The following is a 22,930-nucleotide window of genomic DNA, read 5'->3' as shown; positions in this document are numbered from 1 at the left end:
CGGCGCCGACGCCCGGGCAGGCTCGGCCTGCTCGGCTCAGGGCAGCTCGGCGCTCGCGCTGCCGCCCTTGTGCAGGCGGCTCGCGGTGCGCAGCGCGGCGCGCGCTCGGGCCCGGTCACCCGCGGCGTCGTAGGCGAACGCGAGGTGGTACCAGCCGCGCCAGTCCCCCGGTTCGGCCTCGACGCGCTCCCGGTGCGGCCCGAACGCCTCGCGCGCCGCCGCGCGGTCCACGCGGCCGCTCGGTGAGCGCGGCAGGTCGTCGACCGGCAGGTCGCCGTCCGTCGCGAGCTCGTCGGCCATGCGCTGCACGTCCACGGCCAGGAGCCACTCGCGACCGATGAGCACGAGCACGAGCAGCGGCGCGACCAGCAGCGCGACGCCGAGGACGACGGCCACCGTCTCCCCCGTGGCGACGAGCTGGACCGCGCGCAGGGCCACGGCCCAGACGTAGATCGCCAGCAGCCCGGTCAGGGCCACCGCCGCGACGAGCCCGGTGCGCCGGCGCGGGCGGCTCGGCACGTCGTGGCTCATCGGTCCCTCATCCGTGCAGCTCCAGCAGGTGCTCGAGCCCCACCGTGAGGCCCGGGCGACCGGCGATCTGCCGGATCCCCAGCAGCACGCCGGGCATGAAGCTCACGCGGTCGAAGGAGTCCGTGCGGATCGTCAGCAGCTCGCCGGGGTTGCCCAGCAGGATCTCCTCGTGCGCCACCAGGCCGCGCAGGCGCACGGCGTGGACCCGGACCCCGTCGACGTCGGCGCCCCGCGCCCCGTCGAGCGTGTGCGTGGTCGCGTCCGGCACCGGGCCCAGACCTGCGGCGGCACGCGCGGCGGCGACGCCCTGCGCGGTGTGCCGGGCGGTACCCGACGGCGCGTCGACCTTGTCCGGGTGGTGCAGCTCGACGACCTCGACCGACTCGAACCAACGCGCGGCCTGCCGCGCGAACGACATCGCGAGCACCGCCCCGAGCGCGAAGTTCGGCGCGACGAGCACACCGACCCCGGGTGCACGCAGGAGATGGTCGCGCACGCGGCCCAGCGACGCGTCGTCCCACCCGGTCGTACCCACCACGGCGTGGACGCCGGCGTCGACGAGCGTGTGCACGTTCTGCTCGGTCGCCGACGGCACGGTGAAGTCCACGGCGACCTGCGCGGCCGCGTCCGTGACGGCGCGCAGGTCGTCCCCCGCGTCGATCGCGGCGACGAGCTCGAGCCCGCCGGCCTCCTGCACGGCGCGCACGGTGGTCGCCCCCATGCGTCCGGACGCTCCCAGCACGGCCACGCGGATCGGTTCGCTCACGGGACGTCACCCTAGCCGCCACGTCCGGGACCGACGGAGCGGCGTCCACGTCAGCGGGCGGCCGCAGCGCCCGCGGCAAGGTGCTCGGCGAGCCGGCGCAGCTCGGCGGGCGGCAGGCCCGTGAACCGCTCGACCTCCCGCGGCGGGTACCCCGTCTCGACGAACCACTCGACGACGGCGACCACCGCCGCCGGATCCACCGGGCCGACGGCCACGTACTCGCGCACGAACGTGCTGAACCGCGCGGCCGCGAGGTACTGCGCCGGCGACATCCCGAGCAGCTGCGTGCACCAGCGGTGCAGCTCCCCCAGGCTCGTGCCCGCGGCACGCGCGACGTCGGCCTGCCGGACGAGGCCACGCCGCTCGTCGACGAACCGCAGCGCATCCTCGAGGCGGTCGAGGTCGGCGTCGGCACGTCGCGGTACGGCGGCGAGCGCGTCGAGGACGGCCGCCACCGCGGTGTCGTCGTGACCCGCCGCCAGCAGGTCACCCACGCGCGCCACGACGTCGGCGGCGAGCACCTCGGTGAGCGGGTGCCACGCGTCGGCGACGGGCCGCGCGGCACGCAGCCGTGCGAGCGCCACGGGGTGCAGCTGGACGCCGAGCCGCGCGACCGGGCCGGTCTGCTCCGCGACCAGCGCGTGCGTCAGCGCACTGCGCACGCCGTCGGCGTCGGGTACGGCTCCGCCCGCCAGCGGGTCGACGAGCCGGCCCGGGGTCCCGCGCACGAGCTGGAGCAGCCCGCGACCGTCCGGCAGCAGGACCTCGGTGTGACGACGCGCGCCGTCGTGACGCGCGACCCAGGCGTGCTCGGCCACGCCCTCGAGCGCGGCGGGGACAGGGAGGCGGCGGTAGGAGTCCACGGCGACGGCCATGCCTCATCATGCCGCTGCGACGCCCCGCTCGGGGCGGGACGTCGCAGCGTGAGGGGTTCGGGCGCCGACGGGCGCCTCAGTCGCCGAACGGACCGACGCGGACGACGCTGCGCGGTGCCGCCGCGAGCTCGGCCGCCAGCTCCTGGACCTCGCGCGCGGTGACGGCGCGGATCCGAGCGAGCGACTCGTCGACGTCCAGCAGCTCGCCGTGCACGAGCTCGGCCTTGCCCAGGCGGCTCATGCGCGAGCCGCTGTCCTCCATGCCCAGGACGAGCCCGCCGCAGAGCTGGCCGATGCTGCGCTCCAGCTCCGCGGCACCCATCGCCTCGGAGGCCATGCGCTCCAGCTCGGCGACCATGAGCTCGGTGACCTCGTCGACCTTGGCGGGTGCACACCCGGCGTACAGGCCGAACAGGCCGGTCTCGGCGTGGCCGCTCGCGTAGGAGTACGTCGAGTACGCCAGGCCACGCTTCTCGCGGATCTCCTGGAACAGCCGCGACGACATGCCACCGCCGAGCGCGGCGCTGAGCACCGAGAGCACGAACCGGCGGCCGTCGGTGGCGTTGAGGCACGTGCCGCCGACGATGACGTTGGCCTGCTCGGTGGGACGGCGGACCGTGAGCTCGACGCCGACGGAGACCGCACCCCGCTCCCCGACCGCACGTCGTGGCGCGGGCACGGCACCGGCCGCGAGGTCCCACCCACCGGCGGCGAGCGCGTCCGCCACCTGCGCGCAGAGCGCGTCGTGGTCGACGCCGCCGGCGGCCGTCACGACGAGCGTGTCGGGCCGGTAGTGCTCGCGGTAGTGCTCCCACACGGCGTCCCGCGGCACGGACCGGATCGCGTGCGGCGTCCCGCCGATGGGTCGACCGAGCGGCGTGTCACCGAACACGGCCGTGGCGAACTGCTCGTGCGCGACGTCCGACGGGTCGTCGTCGTTCATCGCGAGCTCCTCGAGGATCACGCCGCGCTCGGTCTCGAGCTCGTCGGGGTCCAGCCGCGCGGAGGTCACCATGTCGGCGATGACGTCGACAGCGATGGGCACGTCCGTGTCGAGCACCCGCGCGTAGTAGCAGGTGTGCTCCTTGCCGGTGGCGGCGTTCGCCTCGCCGCCGACCGCGTCGAAGGCCTCGGCGATGTCCATCGCCGAGCGTCGTGCGGTGCCCTTGAACAGCAGGTGCTCGAGGAAGTGCGTCGAGCCGAAGTGACCCGACATCTCGTCGCGCGAGCCGACACCGACCCACGCGCCGACCGTGGCCGAGCGCAGACCGGGCATGTGCTCGGTCAGGACCCGGACGCCGCCGGGCAGGACGGTGCGCCGCACGGCGGCGCCCCCGTCCTGCCCGACGACGAGCTCGGCACCCGGCGAGCCGGGTGCGACGAGCGGGAGGATCTGCGGCACGTCAGGCGTCGGCGTCGGCCGTCGCGGCCGCCTTCTCGCCCTCGGCCTGCTCCTCGTCGAGGACCGCGTGCAGCGACAGCTTGCCGCGCGGGTCGATCTCGCCGATCTCGACCTGGACCTTCTGCCCGACGGCCAGGACGTCCTCGACGTTCTCGACGCGCTTGCCGCCGACGAGCTTGCGGATCTGCGAGATGTGCAGCAGCCCGTCCTTGCCCGGCGACAGCGAGATGAACGCACCGAACGTCGTCGTCTTCACCACGGTGCCGACGAAGCGCTCGCCGATCTCGGGCATGTGCGGGTTCGCGATCGCGTTGATCGCGGCCCGCGCGGCCTCCGCCGACGGTCCGTCGGTGGCGCCGATGTAGACCGTGCCGTCGTCCTCGATGGAGATGTCGGCGCCGGTCTCCTCCTGGATCTGGTTGATCATCTTGCCCTTCGGGCCGATGACCTCGCCGATCTTGTCGACCGGCACCTTCACGGAGATGACGCGCGGTGCGAACGGGCTCATCTCGTCCGGCACGTCGATGGCCTCGGCGATGACGTCGAGGATCGCGAGGCGCGCCTCCTTGGCCTGCGTCAGCGCGCCGGCCAGGACGGAGGCGGGGATGCCGTCGAGCTTGGTGTCGAGCTGGATGGCCGTGACGAACTCCCGCGTGCCGGCGACCTTGAAGTCCATGTCACCGAACGCGTCCTCGGCGCCGAGGATGTCGGTGAGCGCCGCGTAGCGGGTCTCACCGTCGACCGTGTCCGAGACCAGGCCCATCGCGATGCCGGCCACCGGCGCGCGCAGCGGCACACCGGCGTTGAGCAGTGACAGGGTCGCGGCGCAGACCGAGCCCATGGACGTCGAACCGTTGGAGCCCAGTGCCTCGGAGACCTGACGGATCGCGTACGGGAACTCCTCGCGCGACGGGAGCACCGGCACGATCGCGCGCTCGGCGAGCGCGCCGTGGCCGATCTCGCGGCGCTTCGGCGAGCCGACGCGGCCCGTCTCCCCCGTGGAGAACGGCGGGAAGTTGTAGTGGTGCATGTACCGCTTGCGCGTCTCGGGCGCCAGCGTGTCGAGCTGCTGCTCCATGCGGAGCATGTTCAGCGTGGTGACCCCCAGGATCTGGGTCTCGCCGCGCTCGAACAGCGCCGAGCCGTGCGTGCGGGGCAGCACCTCGACCTCGGCCGAGAGCGTGCGGATGTCCCGCAGCCCGCGACCGTCGATGCGGAAGCCGTCGGTGAGGATCCGCTGGCGGATGAGCTGCTTCTGCACCGAGCGGTACGCCGCGGACACCTCCTTCTCGCGACCCTCGAACTGCGCGGCGAGCTCGGCCTGCACCTCGGCCTTGATCTCGTCGAGGCGGTTCTCGCGCTCCTGCTTGCCCGCGATCTGCAGCGCGGCGGACAGGCGCTCGGTGGCGGCCTGCTCGACGGCGGCATACGCGTCGGGCTGGTAGTCCGGGAACGTCGGGAACGTCTGCGTCTCCTTGGCGGACTGTGCCGCCAGCTCCATCTGCGCCGTGACGAGCGCCTTGATGAACGGCTTGGACGCCTCGAGGCCCTCGGCCACGACGGCCTCGGTCGGGGCGACGCCGCCCTCGTTGCGGATGAGGTTCCACGACTTCTCGGGTGCCTCGGCCTCGATCATCGCGATGGCGACGTCGCCGCCCTCGACGACGCGACCCGCGACGACGATCTCGAACGTGGCCCGCTCGCGCTCGGTGTAGCGCGGGAACGCGACCCACTGGCCGTCGATCAGCGCGATGCGCACGGCGCCGACCGGGCCGGAGAACGGCAGGCCGGAGATCTGCGTGCTGATCGACGCGGCGTTGATGGCCAGCACGTCGTAGGCGTCGTCGGGGTTGATCGACAGCACGGTGACGACGACCTGGACCTCGTTGCGCAGACCCTTGACGAACAGCGGGCGCAGCGGGCGGTCGATGAGACGGCACGCGAGGATCGCCTCGGTCGAGGGCCGGCCCTCGCGGCGGAAGAACGAGCCGGGGATCTTGCCGGCGGCGTACTGCCGCTCCTCGACGTCCACCGTCAGCGGGAAGAAGTCGAAGCCCTCACGGGGGTGCTTGCCGGCCGTCGTGGCCGACAGCAGCATCGTGTCGTCGTCCAGGTAGGCGACGGCGGAGCCGGCGGCCTGCTTGGCCAGGCGGCCCGTCTCGAAGCGGACGGTGCGGGTGCCGAAGCGACCGTTGTCGATCGTGGCCTCGGCGAACTGGATCTCGGGACCCTCCACGGGTGCCCTCCTTGTTCTCGAAGGCGCCGCCCTGCCCCGCGACGGTCTTCGACCGTGGCCCTCGGAGCGTCGAACTCCGGGGACCACTACCGAGGACCGGACGAGCGGGGTCGGCGCGGTGGTGGTTCTGGTGGTGCGTGTCGTTCAGGTCGTGCAGGTCCGGCGGCGGGCGGCCCGGACGGGCCGGCCCCGACGCAGGACCAGCCCGGACCGAGACGGTCCGGGCTGGTGCGGGTCGTTCAGCGGCGCAGGCCGAGACGCTCGATGAGCGCGCGGTAGCGGTTGATGTCGACCTTCTGGAGGTAGCCGAGCAGCCGGCGACGGCGCCCGACGAGCAGCAGCAGGCCACGACGGCTGTGGTGGTCGTGCTTGTGGGCCTTGAGGTGCTCGGTCAGGTCCTTGATGCGCTGCGTGAGGACGGCGATCTGGACCTCGGGCGAGCCGGTGTCGCCCTCGTGGGTGGCGTACTCGGCCATGATGGACTGCTTCGTGGCAGTGTCGAGCGACACGGTGCTCCTCAGGTTTCTCGTTGCGCGGTGCGCCGGGGCATGTCCACCCGGGCTCTCTCGGTCCGCGGCCGGTCGTACGGCGAGGACAACCCTACCAGTGACGCGCGCCGTCACGTCTCACGTCGGCACGGACCCCGAGCGGGTCGCCCCGGCGCCCAGCACGCGCCGGACGTCCTCCACGTCGACGGCCATCCGCGCCAGCAGCTCGTCGACCGAGTCGAACCGCAGCGTCGGCCGGAGCCGCTCGACGAGCTCGAGCACGACCTCCTCGCCGTACAGGTCGAGGTCCGTGCGGTCGAGGACGTACGCCTCGACGCGACGCTCCCGCCCCTCGAACGTCGGGTTGGTCCCGATCGACACCGCGGCCGGCAGCACCCGGTCCTGGCCGACGGGCGTGCCGTCCGGCCGGTGCTCGCGTCGCAGCCACCCGGCGTACACGCCGTCCGCGGGCACGAGGCCCGTCGTGGCGCCCAGGTTGGCGGTCGGGTAGCCGAGCTCGCGACCGCGAGCGTCGCCGTGCACCACGACACCGCGGACGCGGTGCGGTCGGCCGAGCACGTCGGCCGCGGCGCGCACGTCGCCGGCGACGAGCAGCTCACGCACCCACGTCGAGGACCAGCGCCGGTGCGCCGGGCCCGCATCGGGGGTCTCGTCGGGCCGCACGTCGGCGATCACCTCGACGTCGAACCCGTACTGCTCCCCCAGCCCACGCATCGTCGACAGGTCACCCGAGTTCTGCCACCCGAACCTGACGTCGCGCCCCACGACGACCGTGCGTGCGCGCAGTGCCCCCACGAGGTAGCGCTCGACGAACTCCTGCGGCGTCTGGCGCGCGAAGTCCAGCGTGTAGGTGACCAGCAGCACCGCGTCGAGGCCTGTGGCCTCGAGCAGCTCGATCCGGTCCCGGTCGCCCAGCAGCAGGGGCGGCGCGTCGTGCGGGCGGTGCACCTGGGCCGGGTGCGGCGTGAACGTCACCGCGACGGCGTGGGCACCGGCGGCACGCGCGTCGTCGACCATGCGCCTGAGCACGGCGACGTGCCCGCGGTGCACGCCGTCGAAGTTGCCGAGCGTCACGACGGACGGCCCCCAGCCCGTCGGCACCTGCGACACCTCGGTCCAGACCTGCACCCCAGCTCCCGTCCGTCGGCCCGCCGGTCGCGGGGCCCGACGGACAAGCCTGCCACGCCCGGACACCAGGCACGGCAACGCCCGGCACCGGGACCGTCGTGGTCCCGGTGCCGGGCGTCGCGTGTCAGCTGCCGCCGCGGACCGTCAGGCGTGCCGCGTCGGTCGTCACCGTGCCACCGGGGTTGGTGAACACGGCCCGGTACTGCAGACCCTGCGACTTCGGCGTGACGAGGACGCGGAGCTCCTCCTTCTTCGCCCCCTTCACGTCGGTCCACGTCCCCTCACCACGACGCTGCTGCCAGCGGACCGTCGGCTGCGGGTGGCCGGAGGCGGCCGCGGTGAACGTCACCTGCTGTCCGACCTTCCCGACCGTGTCGACCGGGTGCTTGATCACGACCGGCGCCTGGTGCTTGACGGTGAGCCGCGCGACGTCGCTGGTCGCCGTCCCCGACGCGTTCGTGAACACCGCGCGGTACTCGCCGCCCGCCTTCGGCGTCGAGGCCACGACGGTGAGCGTGGTCGAGGTCGCACCCGGCACGTCACGCCACTTCTTGCCCTGACGCACCTGCCACTGCACCGTCGGCGCCGGGACGCCCGACGCGGCCGCGGTGAAGCTCGCCGTCGCCCCGACACCGACCGACTGGTCGGAGGGCTGGCTGGTGACGACGGGCGCAACCGGGGTCTCCTGCTGGGCACCGGTCTGGTCGGCCGCGAACGACGCGACCCACGACAGCGCCGAGTTCCAGTTCACGGTGATCTCGTTCGACGCCCACGAGCTGATCTCGTCGAGGTAGCAGGTGGCCGGCGGGCAGTCCGCGGAGAGCGTGGACTGCATCGTCGGGTCCCACGTGCTGACCTGCGAGTTCGGACCGCCGGCGAGCGAGCCCTTCGGCGGGTTCGGCAGCGCCGGGTCGAGCTGGTGGGCGAACCAGCGCGAGTGCTGGTTCTGCGACGTCGTCGTGCCCCAGTCGGTCACGTACGACTGGTTGAGCGCGTTGCGGCCGAACAGGTAGTCCAGCCCCTCGAGCGCCGCCCGCTGGTACGTGACGTCGCCCGTGAGGTCGTACGCCGTGCCCACGACCACGAGGATGTTCGCGACCGAGGAGTTCGAGCCCCAGGCGTACACGCCGCCGTCGGGCGAGTAGACCGAGCCCCAGGGGTGCTCCTGCTGCGCGGCGACGTACCGGCCGGCGGCCGCGACGACCGACGCCTGCACCTCGTCACGGTCGGGCAGGTCGTTGGGCACGGTCGCGAGCGTCAGCCGGCCCAGTGCGGCCACGCCGCCCCAGTAGAAGCCGCCGGCCGGGAAGACGTCGCCCGTGTGGTGCGGGTTGGCCGTGAGGTCCGTGGCGTAGCGCGCCTCACCGGTCGTGACGTACAGCTCGGCCGCCGCCCAGTAGAACTCGTCCGACACGTCGGAGTCGTCGTACGGGCCACCGCCGTCGCTGCCCGCGGCACCCGGCGCGTACACGTCGGGGTGCGCGAGCGCCGCCTCGTACGTGCTGCGCGCCACGGCCAGCAGCGTGTCGGCGAACTCCTGGTCGTACTCGCTGAACAGTCGGGCGCCCTGCGCGGCCACGGCCGCCAGGTTGAGCGTCGCCGCCGTCGAGGGACGGTGCAGCGAGCGCGCCTGCGGGTCGTCCGCCGGCATGAGCGGCAGACCGGTCCAGCCCTCGTCGTGGATCTTGTGGTGCACCATGCCGGCGTACTCACCGGACGGCGCCACCATCTTCAGCATCCACTCCAGCTCCCAGCGCGCCTCGTCGAGCACGTCGGGCACGCCGTTGCCGTGCTCGGGGAGGTTCAGCGTCCCGTCGGCCAGTGCCTCGGTGGACGCGCCCTCGACGTGCAGCGTGCGCTCGTAGGTCGCCAGGAGCTGGGCGACGGAGATGCCGCCGTTGACGACGTACTTGCCGTGGTCACCGGCGTCGTACCAGCCGCCGGTGACGTCGAGCGTGTAGTCGCAGGTCCAGCCGTCGTAGTAGTCACGCGGACCGATGCAGGGCACCTCGGTGTCGCCCTGGTTCGGAGCGACGCCCACGTGACCGGCCTCTCGTGCGTACTCCTCCCCCACGATGGACGCCTCGATGTCGATGCCCGAGCGCGCGAGGTAGAAGTAGTTCAGCGCGTCGTACCGCAGCTGCGCGTAGAGGTCCGCGTCGATCGCGAAGGGGTGGCTCGTCTCGCCGTCGGCCACGAGCGTCAGCCCCTCGCCGGTCGCCGTGACGTCGGAGAAGTCGATGACGTGCACGTTCTCGCCCGAGGACGCGTCGGCGCCCACCGGCTGCGACTCACCGTCGGCCACCTCGTCGCCGTCGGCGCCGAGGAGCTGCCACGCGACCGCCTCGGTCGCGTCGGTGACGAGCGTCGCGCGCTTCGGGCCGAACGGCAGGTAGCCCACCTGGTTGACGCGCACGCGCGGGCCGGTGTCCGGCTCGTAGGGTGGCGGCGGCGTGGCGGACGTGCTCAACGAGACCTCCGAGAGGCAGAAGGTGTAGCCCGCGGTCTTGCCGAGGTGGATCGCCACCTGGCCGGGCGCGTCGCCGTCCGCCGGGAAGGACGTGTTCGCGGTGAACGGGTAGGTGAGCGTGGTCGCCTCGGTGCCCAGCGGCGCGGACGACTGCTCGAGCACCATGCGGTAGGTGCCACCGCCCTCGCCGACGATGACGCGCACGGGCGTCGCCGGCTCGGTGCGGCCGGTGAGCGTGAGGACGTAGTTCTCGCCCTCCTCGATCGGCAGGCCGGTGAACGACAGGCCGGCGTCCCACGGGTTGCTGTACCCCCCGGGGACCTCGACGCACATCTCGCCGTCCGCGAAGACCGGGTCGCCCGTGCCGTACAGGCCCCACGGGCCCAGCCCCTCGGCGAACGACGTGTGCGGCAGCAGCTCGCTCTCGCTGCTCAGCGACACGTCGTCGAGGCAGAAGGTCCACGCGTCGTCGCTGAAGCCGCCGAGCTGGAACGCGATCTGCCCCTCGGGGGACTCGTCGGTCGCCGTGGCGGGGTAGGACGCGGAGGCGGTGAACGTCTCCTCGACGGCCGTCGGCTCGGCGGTCAGGGCCGGCGTCGTGTCGAGCACGGTGCCGTAGGGCGCGCCGTTCTGGCCCACGAGGGCCCGGATGGTCACGTCCGTCGAGGCGCTCGCGGTGTACGCGAACGTGTAGGTCGCGCCCTCCTCCACGGCCACGCCGTTCAGCACGACGCCCACGCCGTACTGCGCGGAGCCGGCCGGCACGTCGACGCAGAGCGCGCCGGAGCTGGTGTCGATGTCCCCGTCGGTGCCGTACGCGATCCACGCGCCCGGCCCGTCGTCGAAGGCGTCGTCGACCGCCGCGACTGCGGGCAGCAGCCCGATCGCGGCGAGAACGCCCGCACTGGTGATGGCTGTCGCGGCGCGCAGTCCGCGGCGCGTCCTTCGAGAAACCACGTCGTCTCCCCGTGGGTCGGGAGCGCTCCCAGGACCTCGGCGTGCACGGGGGCGCTCGGCATGCGTGCGTCAGGTTATGGGCGAACCGGACCAACCGGAAGCCCAGCGGCGCACAACGTTTCCCCGAATCGTTTCGGCAGGTCGTCGGGCCCTGGCGGCCCCCACCGCGACACCCTCGGACGTCAGGATGCGGGTGCGAAGACCACGACGGGCACGACCCGCGGGCCGCGCCGCTCGACGACCGCGACGAGCACGTCGCCGGGGCCGACCGCCGCGACCGGACCGCTCGGCTCGTCCGCCGCGGCGATGCCCTGGCCGTAGGACAGTGCACGCGCCTCGGGCTCGGTGAGCGCGCGCACGGGCAGCACACCTCGCGCCGCGTCGGTGAGCGGCAGCACGGGGACGGCGACGTCCTCGGGCTCCCCGGCGAGCTCGTCGAGGGTCCGTGCGTGCTCGATCCCGTAGCCGGCGACCCGCGTGCGCCGCAGCGCGGTGAGGTGCCCGCCGACGCCGAGCGCCGCACCGAGGTCGCGCGCGAGCGCCCGCACGTACGTGCCCGACGAGCACGTGACCTCGACGTCGACGTCGAGCACGGGCACCTCGTCGACGACACCGGGCCGCACGTCGAGCACGGCGAACCGCGCGACGTGCACGGGCCGCGCGGCGAGCTCGACGTCCTCGCCGGCGCGGACGCGCGCGTACGCGCGCTGGCCGTCGACCTTGATCGCCGACACCGAGCTCGGCACCTGCTGGACGTCGCCGGTGAGGGCGGCGACCTGCGCGTCGAGGTCGCCGCGCGCGATCCCGGAGGCGTCGGTCCGCGCGAGCGTCTCGCCCTCGGCGTCGTCCGTGGTCGTCACCACGCCGAGCCGCACCGTCGCCGTGTAGTCCTTGTCGGCCCCGGTCACGTACGTGAGCAGACGCGTCGCCCGCCCGATGCCCACGACGAGCACCCCCGTGGCCATGGGGTCGAGCGTGCCGGCGTGCCCGACCTTGCGGGTCGACGCGAGGCGTCGCACGCGCGCGACGACGTCGTGGCTCGTCCAGCCCGCGGGCTTGTCGACCACGAGCAGGCCGTCGGCGGCCGTGGGGCGGCGAGGACCGGCCGGGGGGCGCGTCCCACCCCGGGCCGTCGGGGCGGTCGGCATGGCGGGCAGGTTATCAGCGGGCCTCGGCCGGGCGGTGCCGCGCACGTCGTCGAGCCTCGCGCCCGGCGACGCTCCCGCACGTCCGTTCGGGGGACTGCCCGGACCCCTGACCAGCCGCACGACCTCAACCGTGACCTTCGTCACGTGTGGACGACGTCCCGCGTCCCTAGCGTGCGGGACGTGGACGCACCCGCGAGCCGGGACGACGAGGTCCCGCAGACCACCTCCGTGCGTCGGCGCCCGCGCCGACGCCGCGCCGCTGCCCCCGTGCTCGGGGCACTGGTCCTGACGGGGTGCGCGGCTCCGCCGGGCGACGACCTCGCGGCGGACGTCCACGGCGGCGAGGCGAACCTCGTGCTGCCGGACCTCGGCGCGGTCACTGCCCTCGCCGGCGTCCCCGGACGCACGCTGCTGCTCCTCGGCCTCGTGGTGTGCGCACTCGGTCTCGTGTTCGGCGGGTTCGTGCTCACGCGCCTGCGCCGGCTGCCGGTGCACCACTCGATGCGCGAGGTCTCGGAGCTGATCTACGCGACGTGCCGGGAGTACCTGCTGCAGCAAGGACGCTTCCTGCTCGTGCTGTGGGCGGTGATCGCCACGGTGATCGTCGTCTACTACAAGGTCCTCGTCGGGTTCGGGTGGGGCAAGGTGGCGGTGGTCATCGCGTTCTCGCTCGTCGGCATCGCGGGCTCGTACGCGGTCGCGTGGTTCGGCATCCGGGTGAACACGTTCGCCAACTCCCGGACGGCGTTCGCGTCGTTGCACGGCCGGCCTCTGCCGGTCGCCCGGATCCCGCTGCAGGCGGGCATGGCGATCGGGATGGTGCTCATCAGCCTCGAGCTGCTCATGATGCTCGTCATCCTGCTGTTCCTGCCGCCGGGCGTGGCCGGTGCGTGCTTCATCGGGTTCGCGATCGGCGAGTCCCTGGGGGCGGCCGCGCTGCGCATCGCGGGCGGGATCTTCACCAAGATCGCGGACATCGGCTCCGACCTGATGAAGATCGCCTTCCGGATCAAGGAGGACGACGCGCGCAACCCGGGCGTGATCGCCGACTGCACCGGTGACAACGCCGGGGACTCGGTCGGCCCCAGCGCCGACGGGTTCGAGACCTACGGCGTCACCGGGGTCGCGCTGGTGACGTTCGTGCTGCTCGGCGTGCACGACCCGGGCGTGCAGGCCGGGCTGCTGGTGTGGCTGTTCGTGGTGCGCGCCGTCATGGTCGTCGCCTCCGGCCTGTCGTACGTCGCCAACGACGCGTGGACCCGCCGGCGCTTCCGCGCGGCGGCACGCATGGACTTCGAGGCCCCGCTGACGCAGCTGGTGTGGGTCACGTCCGTCCTGAGCACCGTGCTCACGTTCGCGACGTCGTGGTTCGTGCTGTCGCCGCTCGGTGACGGCGACGGCCTGTGGTGGAAGCTCGCCGCGATCGTGTCCTGCGGCACGCTCGCAGGGGCCCTGGTGCCCGAGCTCGTCAAGGTGTTCACGTCGACCGCGTCACGTCACGTCCGCGAGGTCGTCACGAGCTCGCGCGAGGGCGGGGCGTCGCTCAACATCCTGTCGGGCCTCGTGGCCGGCAACTTCTCGGCGTACTGGCTGGGCATGGCCGTCGTCGCGCTGATGAGCGGCGCGTACGCCGTCTCGGGGCTCGGGCTCGCCGCCCTGATGGCCGCGCCGGCGGTGTTCGCCTTCGGCCTGGTGGCCTTCGGGTTCCTCGGCATGGGGCCCGTGACGATCGCCGTCGACTCGTACGGACCGGTGACGGACAACGCGCAGAGCGTGTACGAGCTGTCGACGATCGAGGACCTGCCCGGCATCGAGCACGAGCTGCGTCGCGACTTCGACCTGGCCCCGCAGTGGGCGTCCGCGAAGCGGATGCTCGAGGAGAACGACGGCGCGGGCAACACGTTCAAGGCCACCGCGAAGCCCGTGCTCATCGGCACGGCCGTCGTGGGCGCGACCACGATGATCTTCTCGATCATCATGAGCCTCACCGAGGGCCTGACCGTCGACCTCGACCACCTATCGCTGCTGCACCCGCCGTTCCTGCTGGGCCTGGTCACCGGTGGGGCAGTGATCTACTGGTTCACCGGCGCCTCGATCCAGGCGGTGACGACCGGGGCGCACCGGGCCGTCGCCTACATCAAGGACACCATCCGCCTCGACGGGGTGACGAGGGCCAGCGCCGAGCAGTCGCGCGAGGTCGTGCAGATCTGCACGCAGTACGCGCAGCGCGGGATGCTCACGATGTTCCTCGGGGTGTTCTTCACGACGTTGGCCTTCGCGTTCGTCGAGCCGTTCTTCTTCATCGGCTACCTGGTCTCGATCGCGGTGTTCGGCCTGTACCAGGCGATCTTCATGGCGAACGCGGGTGGCGCGTGGGACAACGCCAAGAAGATCGTCGAGGTCGACCTCAACGCCAAGGGCACGCCGCTGCACGACGCGACGATCGTCGGTGACACCGTCGGCGACCCGTACAAGGACACCTCCTCCGTGGCGCTGAACCCGGTCATCAAGTTCACGACCCTGTTCGGCCTGCTCGCCGTGGAGCTCGCGGTGTCGCTGCGTGACCAGGGGCACGGCACCCTGGTCGCCGTGCTGGCCGTGGTGCTCGGCGCGGCGTCGCTGTGGTGCGTGCACCGCTCGTTCTACGGCATGCGGATCGGCCGGACCCGCGACGGCGGCCGCGCACCCCTGCCGCCCGAGCCGGAGACGGACCGGGGCCCCGGCACACCGATGCCACCCGGCGAGGACACCCCGGCGGACACCCACGCGGACGCCGCGGCACCCACGCCTCGTCACGACGCCGTCCCCACGGCTCGGGCCCCCGAAGCGGCACCGGACGCCCAACCCGTCGCTCGGCCGGCCGGCTGACGGGAGGCAGCCGTGCAGATCGCCATCGCCTACACCAACCCCGCGGGCCTGCCCGTCCTCGACGACGACGGGTACGTGGCCGGCCACGACGCGGGCGCCACCCTCGTGCGACGACTGCTGCGGGTGTTCCCCGGCGCCGTCCTGGTCGGCCCGCGGCCGCGCACCGGGCCCGTGGACGTCGTGCCGCTGACCGCTGTCGACGCCGCGTCCACCGTCGTCATCAACATGGACGTCCTCGACTCCCCCGAGATCTGGCGCGTGCTGGCCCGCCACGGCGACGAGCCGAACGTCATGAACTTCCTGTGGTGGAACGTCTCGACGCACCACACCCACCGGGTGGCGCGCGCGATGCTCGCCCTGTCGTGCGCCCTGTTCCCGACGTTCGCGAACTCCGAGCGCACGGCGTCGGAGATCCGCGAGGTCGTGCGCATGCTCGCGGTGCCGCCGCTCGCCGAGCGGGCGGTCGTCGCGTGGGTGGACCTGGGGATCCGGCTCGAGCACGTCCAGCCGCGCACGCCGACCGACGTACCCGTCGTGCTGTACCCCGCGATCTACCTGTCGGAGCGCAAGCAGCCGCGCCTGTTCGTCGACGTCGTCGAGCAGGTGCGCCGGCAGGTGCCGCTGGTCGTGGAGATGCGACTGCACGAGCAGCACCTGGCTACCGAGCTCGCCATGCGGTTCTCCCAGCACGACTGGACGTGGGTCGGTCCGCTCACCTCGGACCGTGAGTCGTACTGGCAGGCCCTGTCCCGCACCACCGCGTTCCTCGCGACCTCGGTCGACGAGTCGTACGGCCTCGAGTACGTCGAGGCCCTCGTCGCAGGGGCGATCGGCGTGTTCCCCGACCTGGCATGGGCGCGCGCGATCCTCCCCGCGCGGTACCCGTTCCTGTACTCGGACCCCGCACAGGCCGAGGCCCTGCTGCTGCACGCGGTCCGCGAGCCCGACGCGTGCCGGGCCGAGCTGGATGCGTGCGTCGGCGGCGACTTCCAGGCGTGGCTGCGCGGGCGCCACGACGACGACCTGTTCGAACGGGCCGTCGCCGAGCGCGTGCGCGAGTGGTTCGGCTGATCCCGGCCGCGCACGAGCGGCTCAGCGCTCGTCGTCGTCCTCGGCGTGCCGGTAGGGGTCGGCCTCGCCGGCGTACCGTGCGCTCGCGGCCAGTCGGGCGACCTCGGCATCGCGCCGTGCCGCCTCGGACAGCGCTTCCTCGAGGTGCGCAGCAGTCTCCGGCACCGCGTCGAGGTGGAACGCGAGGGTCGGCGTGAGTCGGATGCCGGTCTGCTTGCCGACCTCCGAACGGATCATGCCCTTGGCGCTCTCGAGCGCCTTGGCAGACCCCTCGCGCGACTCGTCGTCGCCGAGCACCGTGTAGTACACGTCCGCGTGCTGGAGGTCACCGGTCACGCGCACGTCGGTCACCGTGACGAACCCCAGCCGCGGGTCCTTGACCCGCGTGTCGATCATCTGCGCGACCACCTGCTGGATCCGCTCCGCCAGCTTCCGCGCCCGCCCTGTGTCGGCCATGGTCCTGCCTTCCTTCCAGCCCCCTCCACCACCGCGGGCGGGGGATCTGACGACTGACGAGGGTGGCCGCAGGGAGCGGTGCGGCGGGCCGTGGTGGGCCTGGCACGGGCCGCCAGCCCCGCGGTAGGCCCGCCGTACGCTCCCGGAGGCCGCCCGGGGGTGAGCCGACGAACGGACTCACCCCCGAGCAACGAACATCACGACCGCGGCTTCTCCCGCATCTCGTACGTCTCGATGACGTCCTCGAGCTGCAGGTCGTTGAACGACCCCAGGCCGATACCGCACTCGTAGCCCTCGCGGACCTCGGTCGCGTCGTCCTTGAACCGCTTGAGGGACTCGATCGTGAGGTTGTCCCCGATGAGCTTGCCCTTGCGGAGCACGCGCGCCTTGGAGTTCCGTCGGATCTCGCCCGAGCGCACGATGGAACCGGCGATGTTGCCGAACTTCGAGGAGCGGAAGATCTCGCGCACCTCGGCGCTACCGAGCTGCACCTCCTCGTACTCCGGCTTGAGCATGCCCTTGAGGGCGGCCTCGACGTCGTCGATCGCCTGGTAGATGACCGAGTAGAAGCGCACGTCGACGCCCTCGCGGTCCGCCAGCTCCTCGACGCGCGGCGCGAGCTTCACGTTGAAGCCGATGATGATCGCGTTGTCGACCGTCGCCAGGTTGACGTCGTTCTGCGTGATGGCACCCACCCCGCGGTGGATGACGCGCAGGTCGACCTCGTCGCCGACGTCGATCTTGAGCAGCGCGTCCTCGAGGGCCTCGACCGCACCCGACACGTCGCCCTTGAGAACGAGGTTGAGGGTCTCGACCTTGCCCTGCTGCAGCGCCTGCGTGAAGTCCTCGAGGCTGATGCGCTTGCGGCGCTTGGCCAGGAGGGCGGCACGCTCGGCCGCCTCGCGCTTCTCCGCGATCTGCCGCGCGGTGCGCTCGTCGGGCGCCACCAGGAAGGTGTCGCCCGCGCGGGGCACCGACGACAGGCCGAGGACCTGCACGGGACGGGCCGGGCCGGCCTCGGTCACGTTCTCGCCGTGCTCGTCGAGCATCGCGCGGACGCGGCCGTGGGCCGTGCCGGCGACGATCGCGTCGCCGACCTGCAGCGTGCCGGACTGCACGAGCACCGTGGCGACGGCCCCGCGGCCCTTGTCGAGGTTCGCCTCGATCGCGACACCGCGCGCGTCCTTGTCCGGGTTGGCGCGCATGTCGAGCGCGGCGTCCGCCGTGAGCAGGACCGCCTCGAGCAGCTCGTCGATCCCCATGCGCTGCTTGGCGGAGACGTCGACGAACATGGTGTCGCCGCCGTACTCCTCGGCCACGAGGTTGTACTCGGTGAGCTGCTGGCGGATCTTGTCGGGGTTCGCCGACTCCTTGTCCACCTTGTTGACCGCGACGACGATCGGCACGTTGGCCGACTGCGCGTGGTTCAGCGCCTCGATCGTCTGAGGCATCACGCCGTCGTCGGCCGCGACCACGAGGATGGCGATGTCCGTGACCTGCGCACCGCGGGCACGCATGGCGGTGAACGCCTCGTGACCCGGGGTGTCGATGAACGTGATCGCGCGGTCGATGCCCTCGTGCTCCGTGCGCACCTGGTACGCACCGATGTGCTGGGTGATGCCGCCGGCCTCGCCCGCGACGACGTCCGTGGACCGGATGGCGTCGAGGAGCTTGGTCTTGCCGTGGTCGACGTGGCCCATGACGGTGACGACGGGCGGACGCGCCTCGAGCACGTCGTCGCCCTCGGCCTCGAGCTCGGCGTCCAGGTCGATGTCGAAGGCCCCGAGCAGCTCGCGGTCCTCCTCCTCGGCCGAGACCATCTCGATGACGTAGCCGAGCTCGGCCGCGAGCGTGCCGAACGTGTCCTCGTCGAGCGACTGGGTCGCGGTGGCCATCTCACCGAGGTGGAACAGCACGGTGACGAGCGAGGCGGGGTTCGCGTCGATCTTGTCGGCGAAGTCGTTCAGCGACGAGCCGTGGCGCAGGCGGACGACCGTCTTGCCGTTGCCGCGCGGGACGGAGACGCCGCCCAGCGACGGCGCCTGCATCTGCTCGAACTCCTGGCGCTTCGCCCGCTTCGACTTGCGGCCGCGGACGGGGCGACCGCCGGCACGACCGAACGCACCCTGGGTGGAGCCGCGACCGGCGCCACCGGGACGACCGCCACCACCGGGACGACCGGCGAACCCGCCGCCGCCACCGGGTGCACCGCCGCCACCAGGACGGCCGGGGCCGCCACCGTAGCCGCCGCGACCGCCGCCGCCTCCGCGACCGGCGGGCGCGGGGCGCTCACCGGGGCGGCCGACACCGCTCTGCGTGCGACCGGGCATCATGCCCGGGTTCGGGCGCGGACCACCGGGACGCGGACCGCCGGGACGGGGCCCACCGGGACGGTCGCCGGCGGCAGCCGCGGGCGCGCCCTCGGCGGCCGGACGGCGGTCGCCGGGACGCGGCATGCCCTGGGACGGTGCGAACGGGTTGTTGCCCGGACGCGGCCCACCGGGGCGCGGCCCGCCGGGGCGCTCGCCCTGGCGCGGCATGCCCTGGGCGGGCGCGAAGGGGTTGTTGCCCGGACGGGCCGCAGGACGCGGCGCGCCGGGACGTGCACCGCCACCGCCGCTGCCGCCACCACCGGGACGCGGTGCGCCGGGGCGCGCTGCGGGAGCGGCGGGAGCGGGACGCGCGGTCGGCGCCTGCGGCGCGGGAGCCTGCGGGGCCGGGGCCTGCGCGACCGCTGCCGTGGCAGCCGGTGCCGGAGCCGCCGGCGCGGAGTCGGCCGGGGCCTGCGGGGCGGCCGCCGCGGGAGCAGCCGGCGCCGGTGCGGCGGGGGCCGCGGGCGCGGCGGGGCGCGCCGCGGCGGGGGCCTTGGGCGCCGCCGGGGCCTTGGGCGCCGTCGGGCGGCCGCCGGACCCACCGACGGGGTACGTGTCGCGCAGCTTGCGCACGACGGGGGGCTCGATCGTCGACGACGCCGAGCGGACGAACTCTCCGAGCTCGTTGAGCTTGGTCATGATGGTCTTGCTGTCGACCCCGAGCTCCTTCGCGAGCTCGTAGACGCGGACCTTGGCCACATCTCTCCTGTCCTGGTCCGCCCCGGACAGGGTCGGACCGTCGTTAGTGCTGGGTACTCATCGCTGGGTACTCATCGGTGCGTGCTCATCGGGTCGCCATCGGCTTCCAACCCGCTTTCCTCATCGACGGTCGGTACCGGACGTCGGGTCCGGCACCGTGGTGCTGTGCTGTGGCTGCTGCGCGGCGAGCCGCGTCACGGCGCGCTCCACGGCCTCGGTCCCCAGGGGGCCCGTGTACCGCAGCGCCCGCCCGAACGCCCGCCGTCGCACGGCGAGCTCGAGACAACGCTGGTCGGGGTGCAGCCACGCACCCCGGCCCGGCATCCTGCGGCGCTCGTCCGCCACGAGCGCAGGTTCCCCCGCGCCCACGTCGGACAGCACCACCCTCAGCAGGGCCGACCTGCGACCGGTCGCACGGCACCCCACGCACGTGCGGACAGGACCCGGTTCGGGCACGGGATGCGCGGGATCGGGGTTCCGCCTGCTCGGCGAGGAGAGCCGGGCAGCCGGCCCAGCCTCGGAGAGTCTACCGCGCCCTGTCACCGGACGTGACCGGAGGCCCCCGCGCCCGCGTCGTCGGCACCGCGCACGGAGGCCGCACCGGCCGTCCCGGCGGCAGGCTCGGCGTCGGAGCGGATGTCGATCCGCCAGCCGGTGAGCTTCGCGGCGAGACGGGCGTTCTGCCCCTCCTTGCCGATCGCGAGCGACAGCTGGTAGTCGGGCACCACGACGCGCGCCGCACGGGCGGCCGCGTCGACGACCCTCACGTCGAGGACGCGCGCCGGGGACAGCGCGTGGGCGATCATCTCGGCCGGGTCGTCCGAGTGGTCGACGATGTCGATCTTCTCGCCGTGCAGCTCTGCCATGACGGCGCGCACGCGCCCGCCCATCGGGCCGATGCACGCGCCCTTGGCGTTGACGCCGGCGACGTTCGCCCGCACCGCCATCTTGGTGCGGTGCCCGGCCTCACGGGCCATCGCGGTGATCTCGACCGTCCCGTCGGCGATCTCCGGCACCTCGAGGGCGAAGAGCTTGCGGACGAGGTTCGGGTGCGTGCGCGACAGCGTGATCTGGGGCCCGCGCTGCCCCCGCGCGACCTCCAGCACGAAGGCCCGCAGCCGCTCGCCGTGCACGTACCTCTCGCCGGGCACCTGCTCGTGGGCCGGCAGGACGGCCTCGACACCGCCGACGTCGACCAGGACCGTGCGCGGGTCGCGGCCCTGCTGGATCACGCCGCCGAGCACCTCGCCGGCCTTGCTGCGGAACGTGCCGAGCACCTGGTCGTCCTCGGCGTCACGCAGCCGCTGCACGATGACCTGGCGTGCGGTGGCGGTCGCGATGCGCCCGAAGCCCTCGGGCGTGTCGTCGTACTCGGGCATCTCGGGTGCGGGGGCCACGGCCACCACGGTCCCGTCCTCGGCCACCTCCGGGGCCGGGGCCTCGGGCGCGGGATCCCGCGCCCAGACCGTCACGTGCCCGGTCCGGCGGTCGAGCTCCACCCGCGCTCGCGAGCGTGCGCCGGGGGTGCGGTGGTAGGCGGACAGGAGCGCCTGCTCGATGGCCTCGACGAGCACGTCGAGACTGATCTCCCGCTCGCGCTCGATGAGTCGCAGCGCCTGCATGTCGATGTCCACGTCAGCCCCTCCCCGTGCCGTCCTGCGGCCCGGCCTCCTCGTCGGCCTCGCGCACCGCGGCGAGGTCCACCTGCACCCGTGCGTCGCGCACGTCGTCCCACGCCAACGTCACCGGTGCGCCCACGACCGGGCGTCGCCCCTTGCCGGGGTCCGTCACCGGCACCACGACGAGCTCCGGCGCGTCGCCGTCCGCGACGCCGTCGAGGCGCCCCGTGAGCGTCGTGCCGTCCGTGCGTCGCACCAGCACGGTGCGGCCGCGGGCGCGGCGCCAGTGGCGGGCCAGCGTCAGCGGGCGCTCCGCCCCCGGGCTGCCGACCTCGAGCGTGTATGCGCCCGGGAGCACGTCCGCGGCGTCCAGCGCGTCCGAGACGGCGCGCGTGACGTCGCCCACCCGGTCCAGGTCGAGGGTGCCCGGGTCGTCGTCCGCGAGGTCCACGGTGACGCGGACCACGGTGCTGCGCCCGCTCCCGGCCACCTCCAGCCCGTCGAGCAGCAGGCCCGCGCCGGTCACGGCGGTCTCCACGACCTCCCGCACCCGGGGTGCGGTAGCTGGCGCGCCCATGACCTGGCCTCCTGTCGTCTGTCCTGCACGGCGGGGCGCAGACGGCGACCCTGTGACGTTGTCCCACCAGCCTAACGACTCCCCGGTACTGGGTCCGACGTGCCCGGCGCGGTGCGACGGTCGTGGCAGGATCGCGCCGATGTCCCGTCACCGCGCCCTGCTGCTCCCGTCCCGCTCCGCTCGCCGGACGTCGTCCCGCCGCGCCGTCGCGCTGGTGGCCGTGGCGGCCGTGCTCGCCGGGTGCGGCCTGCGGCTCGAGACGCCGCCGCCCGCGGAGCCCACGCCGGACGCGACCGAGCAGGTCCGGGGCAGGACCGTCGACGACGCGCTCGGTCTGGCCGAGGCCGCCGCGGGGCTCGCGGCGAGGGGCCCCGAGGAGGCGGTGGGCACCGTGCTCACGGACGTGGTGGCGTTCTCGACACGCCACGCCCAGGAGCTCGGCGGCGTCTACGACTCCGGGCTGCCGGCGCCCACGCCGACCGCGTCCTCGTCGCCGGTCGTGGTGAGCGACGTCACGGAGCTCCTGGCCGAGCTGGTGGACGATGCCGCGCGCGCCGCGCGCGACGCCGACGCGGCGCCGGAGGGTGAGCTCGCCCGGCTCGTCGCGTCCGTCGCGGTGGCGCGCGACGCCCTGGCGGACCGGCTCGCCGTGGCGACGGGAGCACCCCGCCCCGAACCGTCCGCCCCGGAGGAGCACGCCACGAGCGACGCCGCCACGCCCACCGGGGGGCCCGACGGCGACGCCACCGGAGCCGCGACGGGCCAGGACGCGGGCGGGCGCGCCTGGCCGGGCGCCGCGGCGCTCGCGCTCGCGCACGACGAGGCCGCGTGGACGTCCACGGTGCTCGCCGCACGCAGCGCCGACGCCGAGCGCGGCGCGCTGCTGGAGCAGGCCGCCCGGCACCGGGCAGCGTCCGACGCGTGGGCGGACCGGGCCGGTGTCGCGCACCGGCCGGACGACCCGCGTCGCGCCGCCTACGCGCTCCCCGCCGGGGTCGACGACCCGGCCGTGCGCGACGCCCTGCTGCGCACGCTGGAGCAGGCGGTCGCGGACGCGAGCAGCGCCGCGGTCGCGGACGCACCGTTCGGCAGCCGTCCGGAGGCGGTCGCCTCGCTGCGCACCGCGACGGCGGCGGCCGTCGCCCGCGGCGCCGCACCCGTGGCGTTCCCGGGCATGCCCGAGCTCGCGACGACGCCCGTCGGCTGACCCGACGGCGCGCGCCGGGCACCGGACGGCGCCCGTCGG

17 protein-coding genes are annotated in these 22,930 nt (G+C 73.8%); 3 read left to right on the top strand and 14 right to left on the bottom strand.

All coding sequences use genetic code 11. From position 1 onward, the window contains the following. Positions 1 to 36: 36 nt before the first annotated feature. The 9 genes from CFLA_RS07685 to truB all read right to left on the bottom strand — a co-directional run bounded on the left by CFLA_RS07685 (position 37) and on the right by truB (position 12,022). Entirely contained in the window at positions 37 to 531 is a 495-nt protein-coding gene (locus tag CFLA_RS07685) for a hypothetical protein (protein ID WP_013116754.1), read from the bottom strand. A 7-nt stretch (positions 532 to 538) separates the two neighbouring features. Further along, complete coding sequence (gene dapB, locus CFLA_RS07680; protein WP_013116753.1) at positions 539 to 1,297, bottom strand: 4-hydroxy-tetrahydrodipicolinate reductase; 759 nt, start codon at positions 1,295 to 1,297, stop codon at positions 539 to 541. 50 nt (positions 1,298 to 1,347) lie between these two features. Then, on the bottom strand, positions 1,348 to 2,172 hold the full coding sequence (locus CFLA_RS07675; protein ID WP_013116752.1) for a hypothetical protein: 825 nt from the start codon (positions 2,170 to 2,172) through the stop codon (positions 1,348 to 1,350). 76 nt (positions 2,173 to 2,248) lie between these two features. Continuing rightward, the gene (locus CFLA_RS07670) at positions 2,249 to 3,574 is read right to left on the bottom strand and encodes a M16 family metallopeptidase (RefSeq protein WP_013116751.1); all 1,326 of its coding nucleotides are present in this window, start codon (positions 3,572 to 3,574) and stop codon (positions 2,249 to 2,251) included. Position 3,575: 1 nt separating this feature from the next. Further along, entirely contained in the window at positions 3,576 to 5,810 is a 2,235-nt protein-coding gene (locus CFLA_RS07665; RefSeq protein ID WP_013116750.1) for a polyribonucleotide nucleotidyltransferase, read from the bottom strand. A 239-nt stretch (positions 5,811 to 6,049) separates the two neighbouring features. Then, positions 6,050 to 6,319 carry a 30S ribosomal protein S15 gene (gene rpsO / locus CFLA_RS07660; protein ID WP_013116749.1) on the bottom strand — a complete coding sequence of 90 codons (270 nt, stop codon included), beginning with the start codon at positions 6,317 to 6,319 and terminating at the stop codon, positions 6,050 to 6,052. Positions 6,320 to 6,436: 117 nt separating this feature from the next. Further along, on the bottom strand, positions 6,437 to 7,447 hold the full coding sequence (locus CFLA_RS07655) for a bifunctional riboflavin kinase/FAD synthetase (RefSeq protein ID WP_013116748.1): 1,011 nt from the start codon (positions 7,445 to 7,447) through the stop codon (positions 6,437 to 6,439). Positions 7,448 to 7,571: 124 nt separating this feature from the next. Continuing rightward, on the bottom strand, positions 7,572 to 10,874 hold the full coding sequence (locus tag CFLA_RS07650) for a glycoside hydrolase family 9 protein (RefSeq protein WP_013116747.1): 3,303 nt from the start codon (positions 10,872 to 10,874) through the stop codon (positions 7,572 to 7,574). Positions 10,875 to 11,056: 182 nt separating this feature from the next. Then, positions 11,057 to 12,022, bottom strand: coding sequence for a tRNA pseudouridine(55) synthase TruB (gene truB / locus CFLA_RS07645; protein WP_043598898.1), 966 nt, complete (start codon positions 12,020 to 12,022; stop codon positions 11,057 to 11,059). Between the two features lie 180 nt (positions 12,023 to 12,202). Between truB and CFLA_RS07640 the strand changes: the two genes are divergently transcribed. After that, entirely contained in the window at positions 12,203 to 14,890 is a 2,688-nt protein-coding gene (locus tag CFLA_RS07640) for a sodium-translocating pyrophosphatase (RefSeq protein WP_245530318.1), read from the top strand. Between the two features lie 12 nt (positions 14,891 to 14,902). Further along, positions 14,903 to 15,961, top strand: coding sequence for a glycosyltransferase family protein (locus tag CFLA_RS07635; RefSeq protein WP_013116744.1), 1,059 nt, complete (start codon positions 14,903 to 14,905; stop codon positions 15,959 to 15,961). A gap of 21 nt (positions 15,962 to 15,982) precedes the next feature. On the opposite strand, the gene rbfA is transcribed toward CFLA_RS07635, so the two are convergent. The 5 genes from rbfA to CFLA_RS07610 all read right to left on the bottom strand — a co-directional run bounded on the left by rbfA (position 15,983) and on the right by CFLA_RS07610 (position 21,684). Further along, the gene (gene rbfA / locus CFLA_RS07630; RefSeq protein ID WP_013116743.1) at positions 15,983 to 16,417 is read right to left on the bottom strand and encodes a 30S ribosome-binding factor RbfA; all 435 of its coding nucleotides are present in this window, start codon (positions 16,415 to 16,417) and stop codon (positions 15,983 to 15,985) included. A gap of 197 nt (positions 16,418 to 16,614) precedes the next feature. Beyond that, positions 16,615 to 19,488 carry a translation initiation factor IF-2 gene (gene infB / locus CFLA_RS07625; RefSeq protein WP_013116742.1) on the bottom strand — a complete coding sequence of 958 codons (2,874 nt, stop codon included), beginning with the start codon at positions 19,486 to 19,488 and terminating at the stop codon, positions 16,615 to 16,617. Positions 19,489 to 19,608: 120 nt separating this feature from the next. Further along, entirely contained in the window at positions 19,609 to 19,869 is a 261-nt protein-coding gene (locus tag CFLA_RS07620) for a YlxR family protein (RefSeq protein WP_342626039.1), read from the bottom strand. A 158-nt stretch (positions 19,870 to 20,027) separates the two neighbouring features. After that, positions 20,028 to 21,122, bottom strand: coding sequence for a transcription termination factor NusA (nusA, locus tag CFLA_RS07615; protein ID WP_013116740.1), 1,095 nt, complete (start codon positions 21,120 to 21,122; stop codon positions 20,028 to 20,030). Between the two features lies 1 nt (position 21,123). Next, the gene (locus CFLA_RS07610; RefSeq protein WP_013116739.1) at positions 21,124 to 21,684 is read right to left on the bottom strand and encodes a ribosome maturation factor RimP; all 561 of its coding nucleotides are present in this window, start codon (positions 21,682 to 21,684) and stop codon (positions 21,124 to 21,126) included. A 139-nt stretch (positions 21,685 to 21,823) separates the two neighbouring features. Here CFLA_RS07610 and CFLA_RS07605 point away from each other — a divergent pair, with 139 nt between their 5' ends. Continuing rightward, positions 21,824 to 22,891, top strand: coding sequence for a DUF4439 domain-containing protein (locus CFLA_RS07605; protein ID WP_013116738.1), 1,068 nt, complete (start codon positions 21,824 to 21,826; stop codon positions 22,889 to 22,891). Positions 22,892 to 22,930: the final 39 nt, after the last annotated feature.

The sequence above is a fragment of the Cellulomonas flavigena DSM 20109 genome, assembly GCF_000092865.1.
Taxonomy (GTDB): domain Bacteria; phylum Actinomycetota; class Actinomycetes; order Actinomycetales; family Cellulomonadaceae; genus Cellulomonas; species Cellulomonas flavigena.
This window is presented reverse-complemented; position numbering and strand designations above follow the sequence as displayed.

What these genes read in the sequence shown, in the direction of transcription:
- CFLA_RS07685 (WP_013116754.1), bottom strand. Translation starts at nt 531, where the DNA reads ATGAGCCACGACGTGCCGAGCCGCCCGCGCCGGCGCACCGGGCTCGTC.
- CFLA_RS07675 (WP_013116752.1), bottom strand. Translation starts at nt 2,172, where the DNA reads ATGGCCGTCGCCGTGGACTCCTACCGCCGCCTCCCTGTCCCCGCCGCG.
- truB (WP_043598898.1), bottom strand. Translation starts at nt 12,022, where the DNA reads ATGCCGACCGCCCCGACGGCCCGGGGTGGGACGCGCCCCCCGGCCGGT.
- rbfA (WP_013116743.1), bottom strand. Translation starts at nt 16,417, where the DNA reads ATGGCCGACACAGGGCGGGCGCGGAAGCTGGCGGAGCGGATCCAGCAG.
- CFLA_RS07610 (WP_013116739.1), bottom strand. Translation starts at nt 21,684, where the DNA reads ATGGGCGCGCCAGCTACCGCACCCCGGGTGCGGGAGGTCGTGGAGACC.
- CFLA_RS07605 (WP_013116738.1), top strand. Translation starts at nt 21,824, where the DNA reads ATGTCCCGTCACCGCGCCCTGCTGCTCCCGTCCCGCTCCGCTCGCCGG.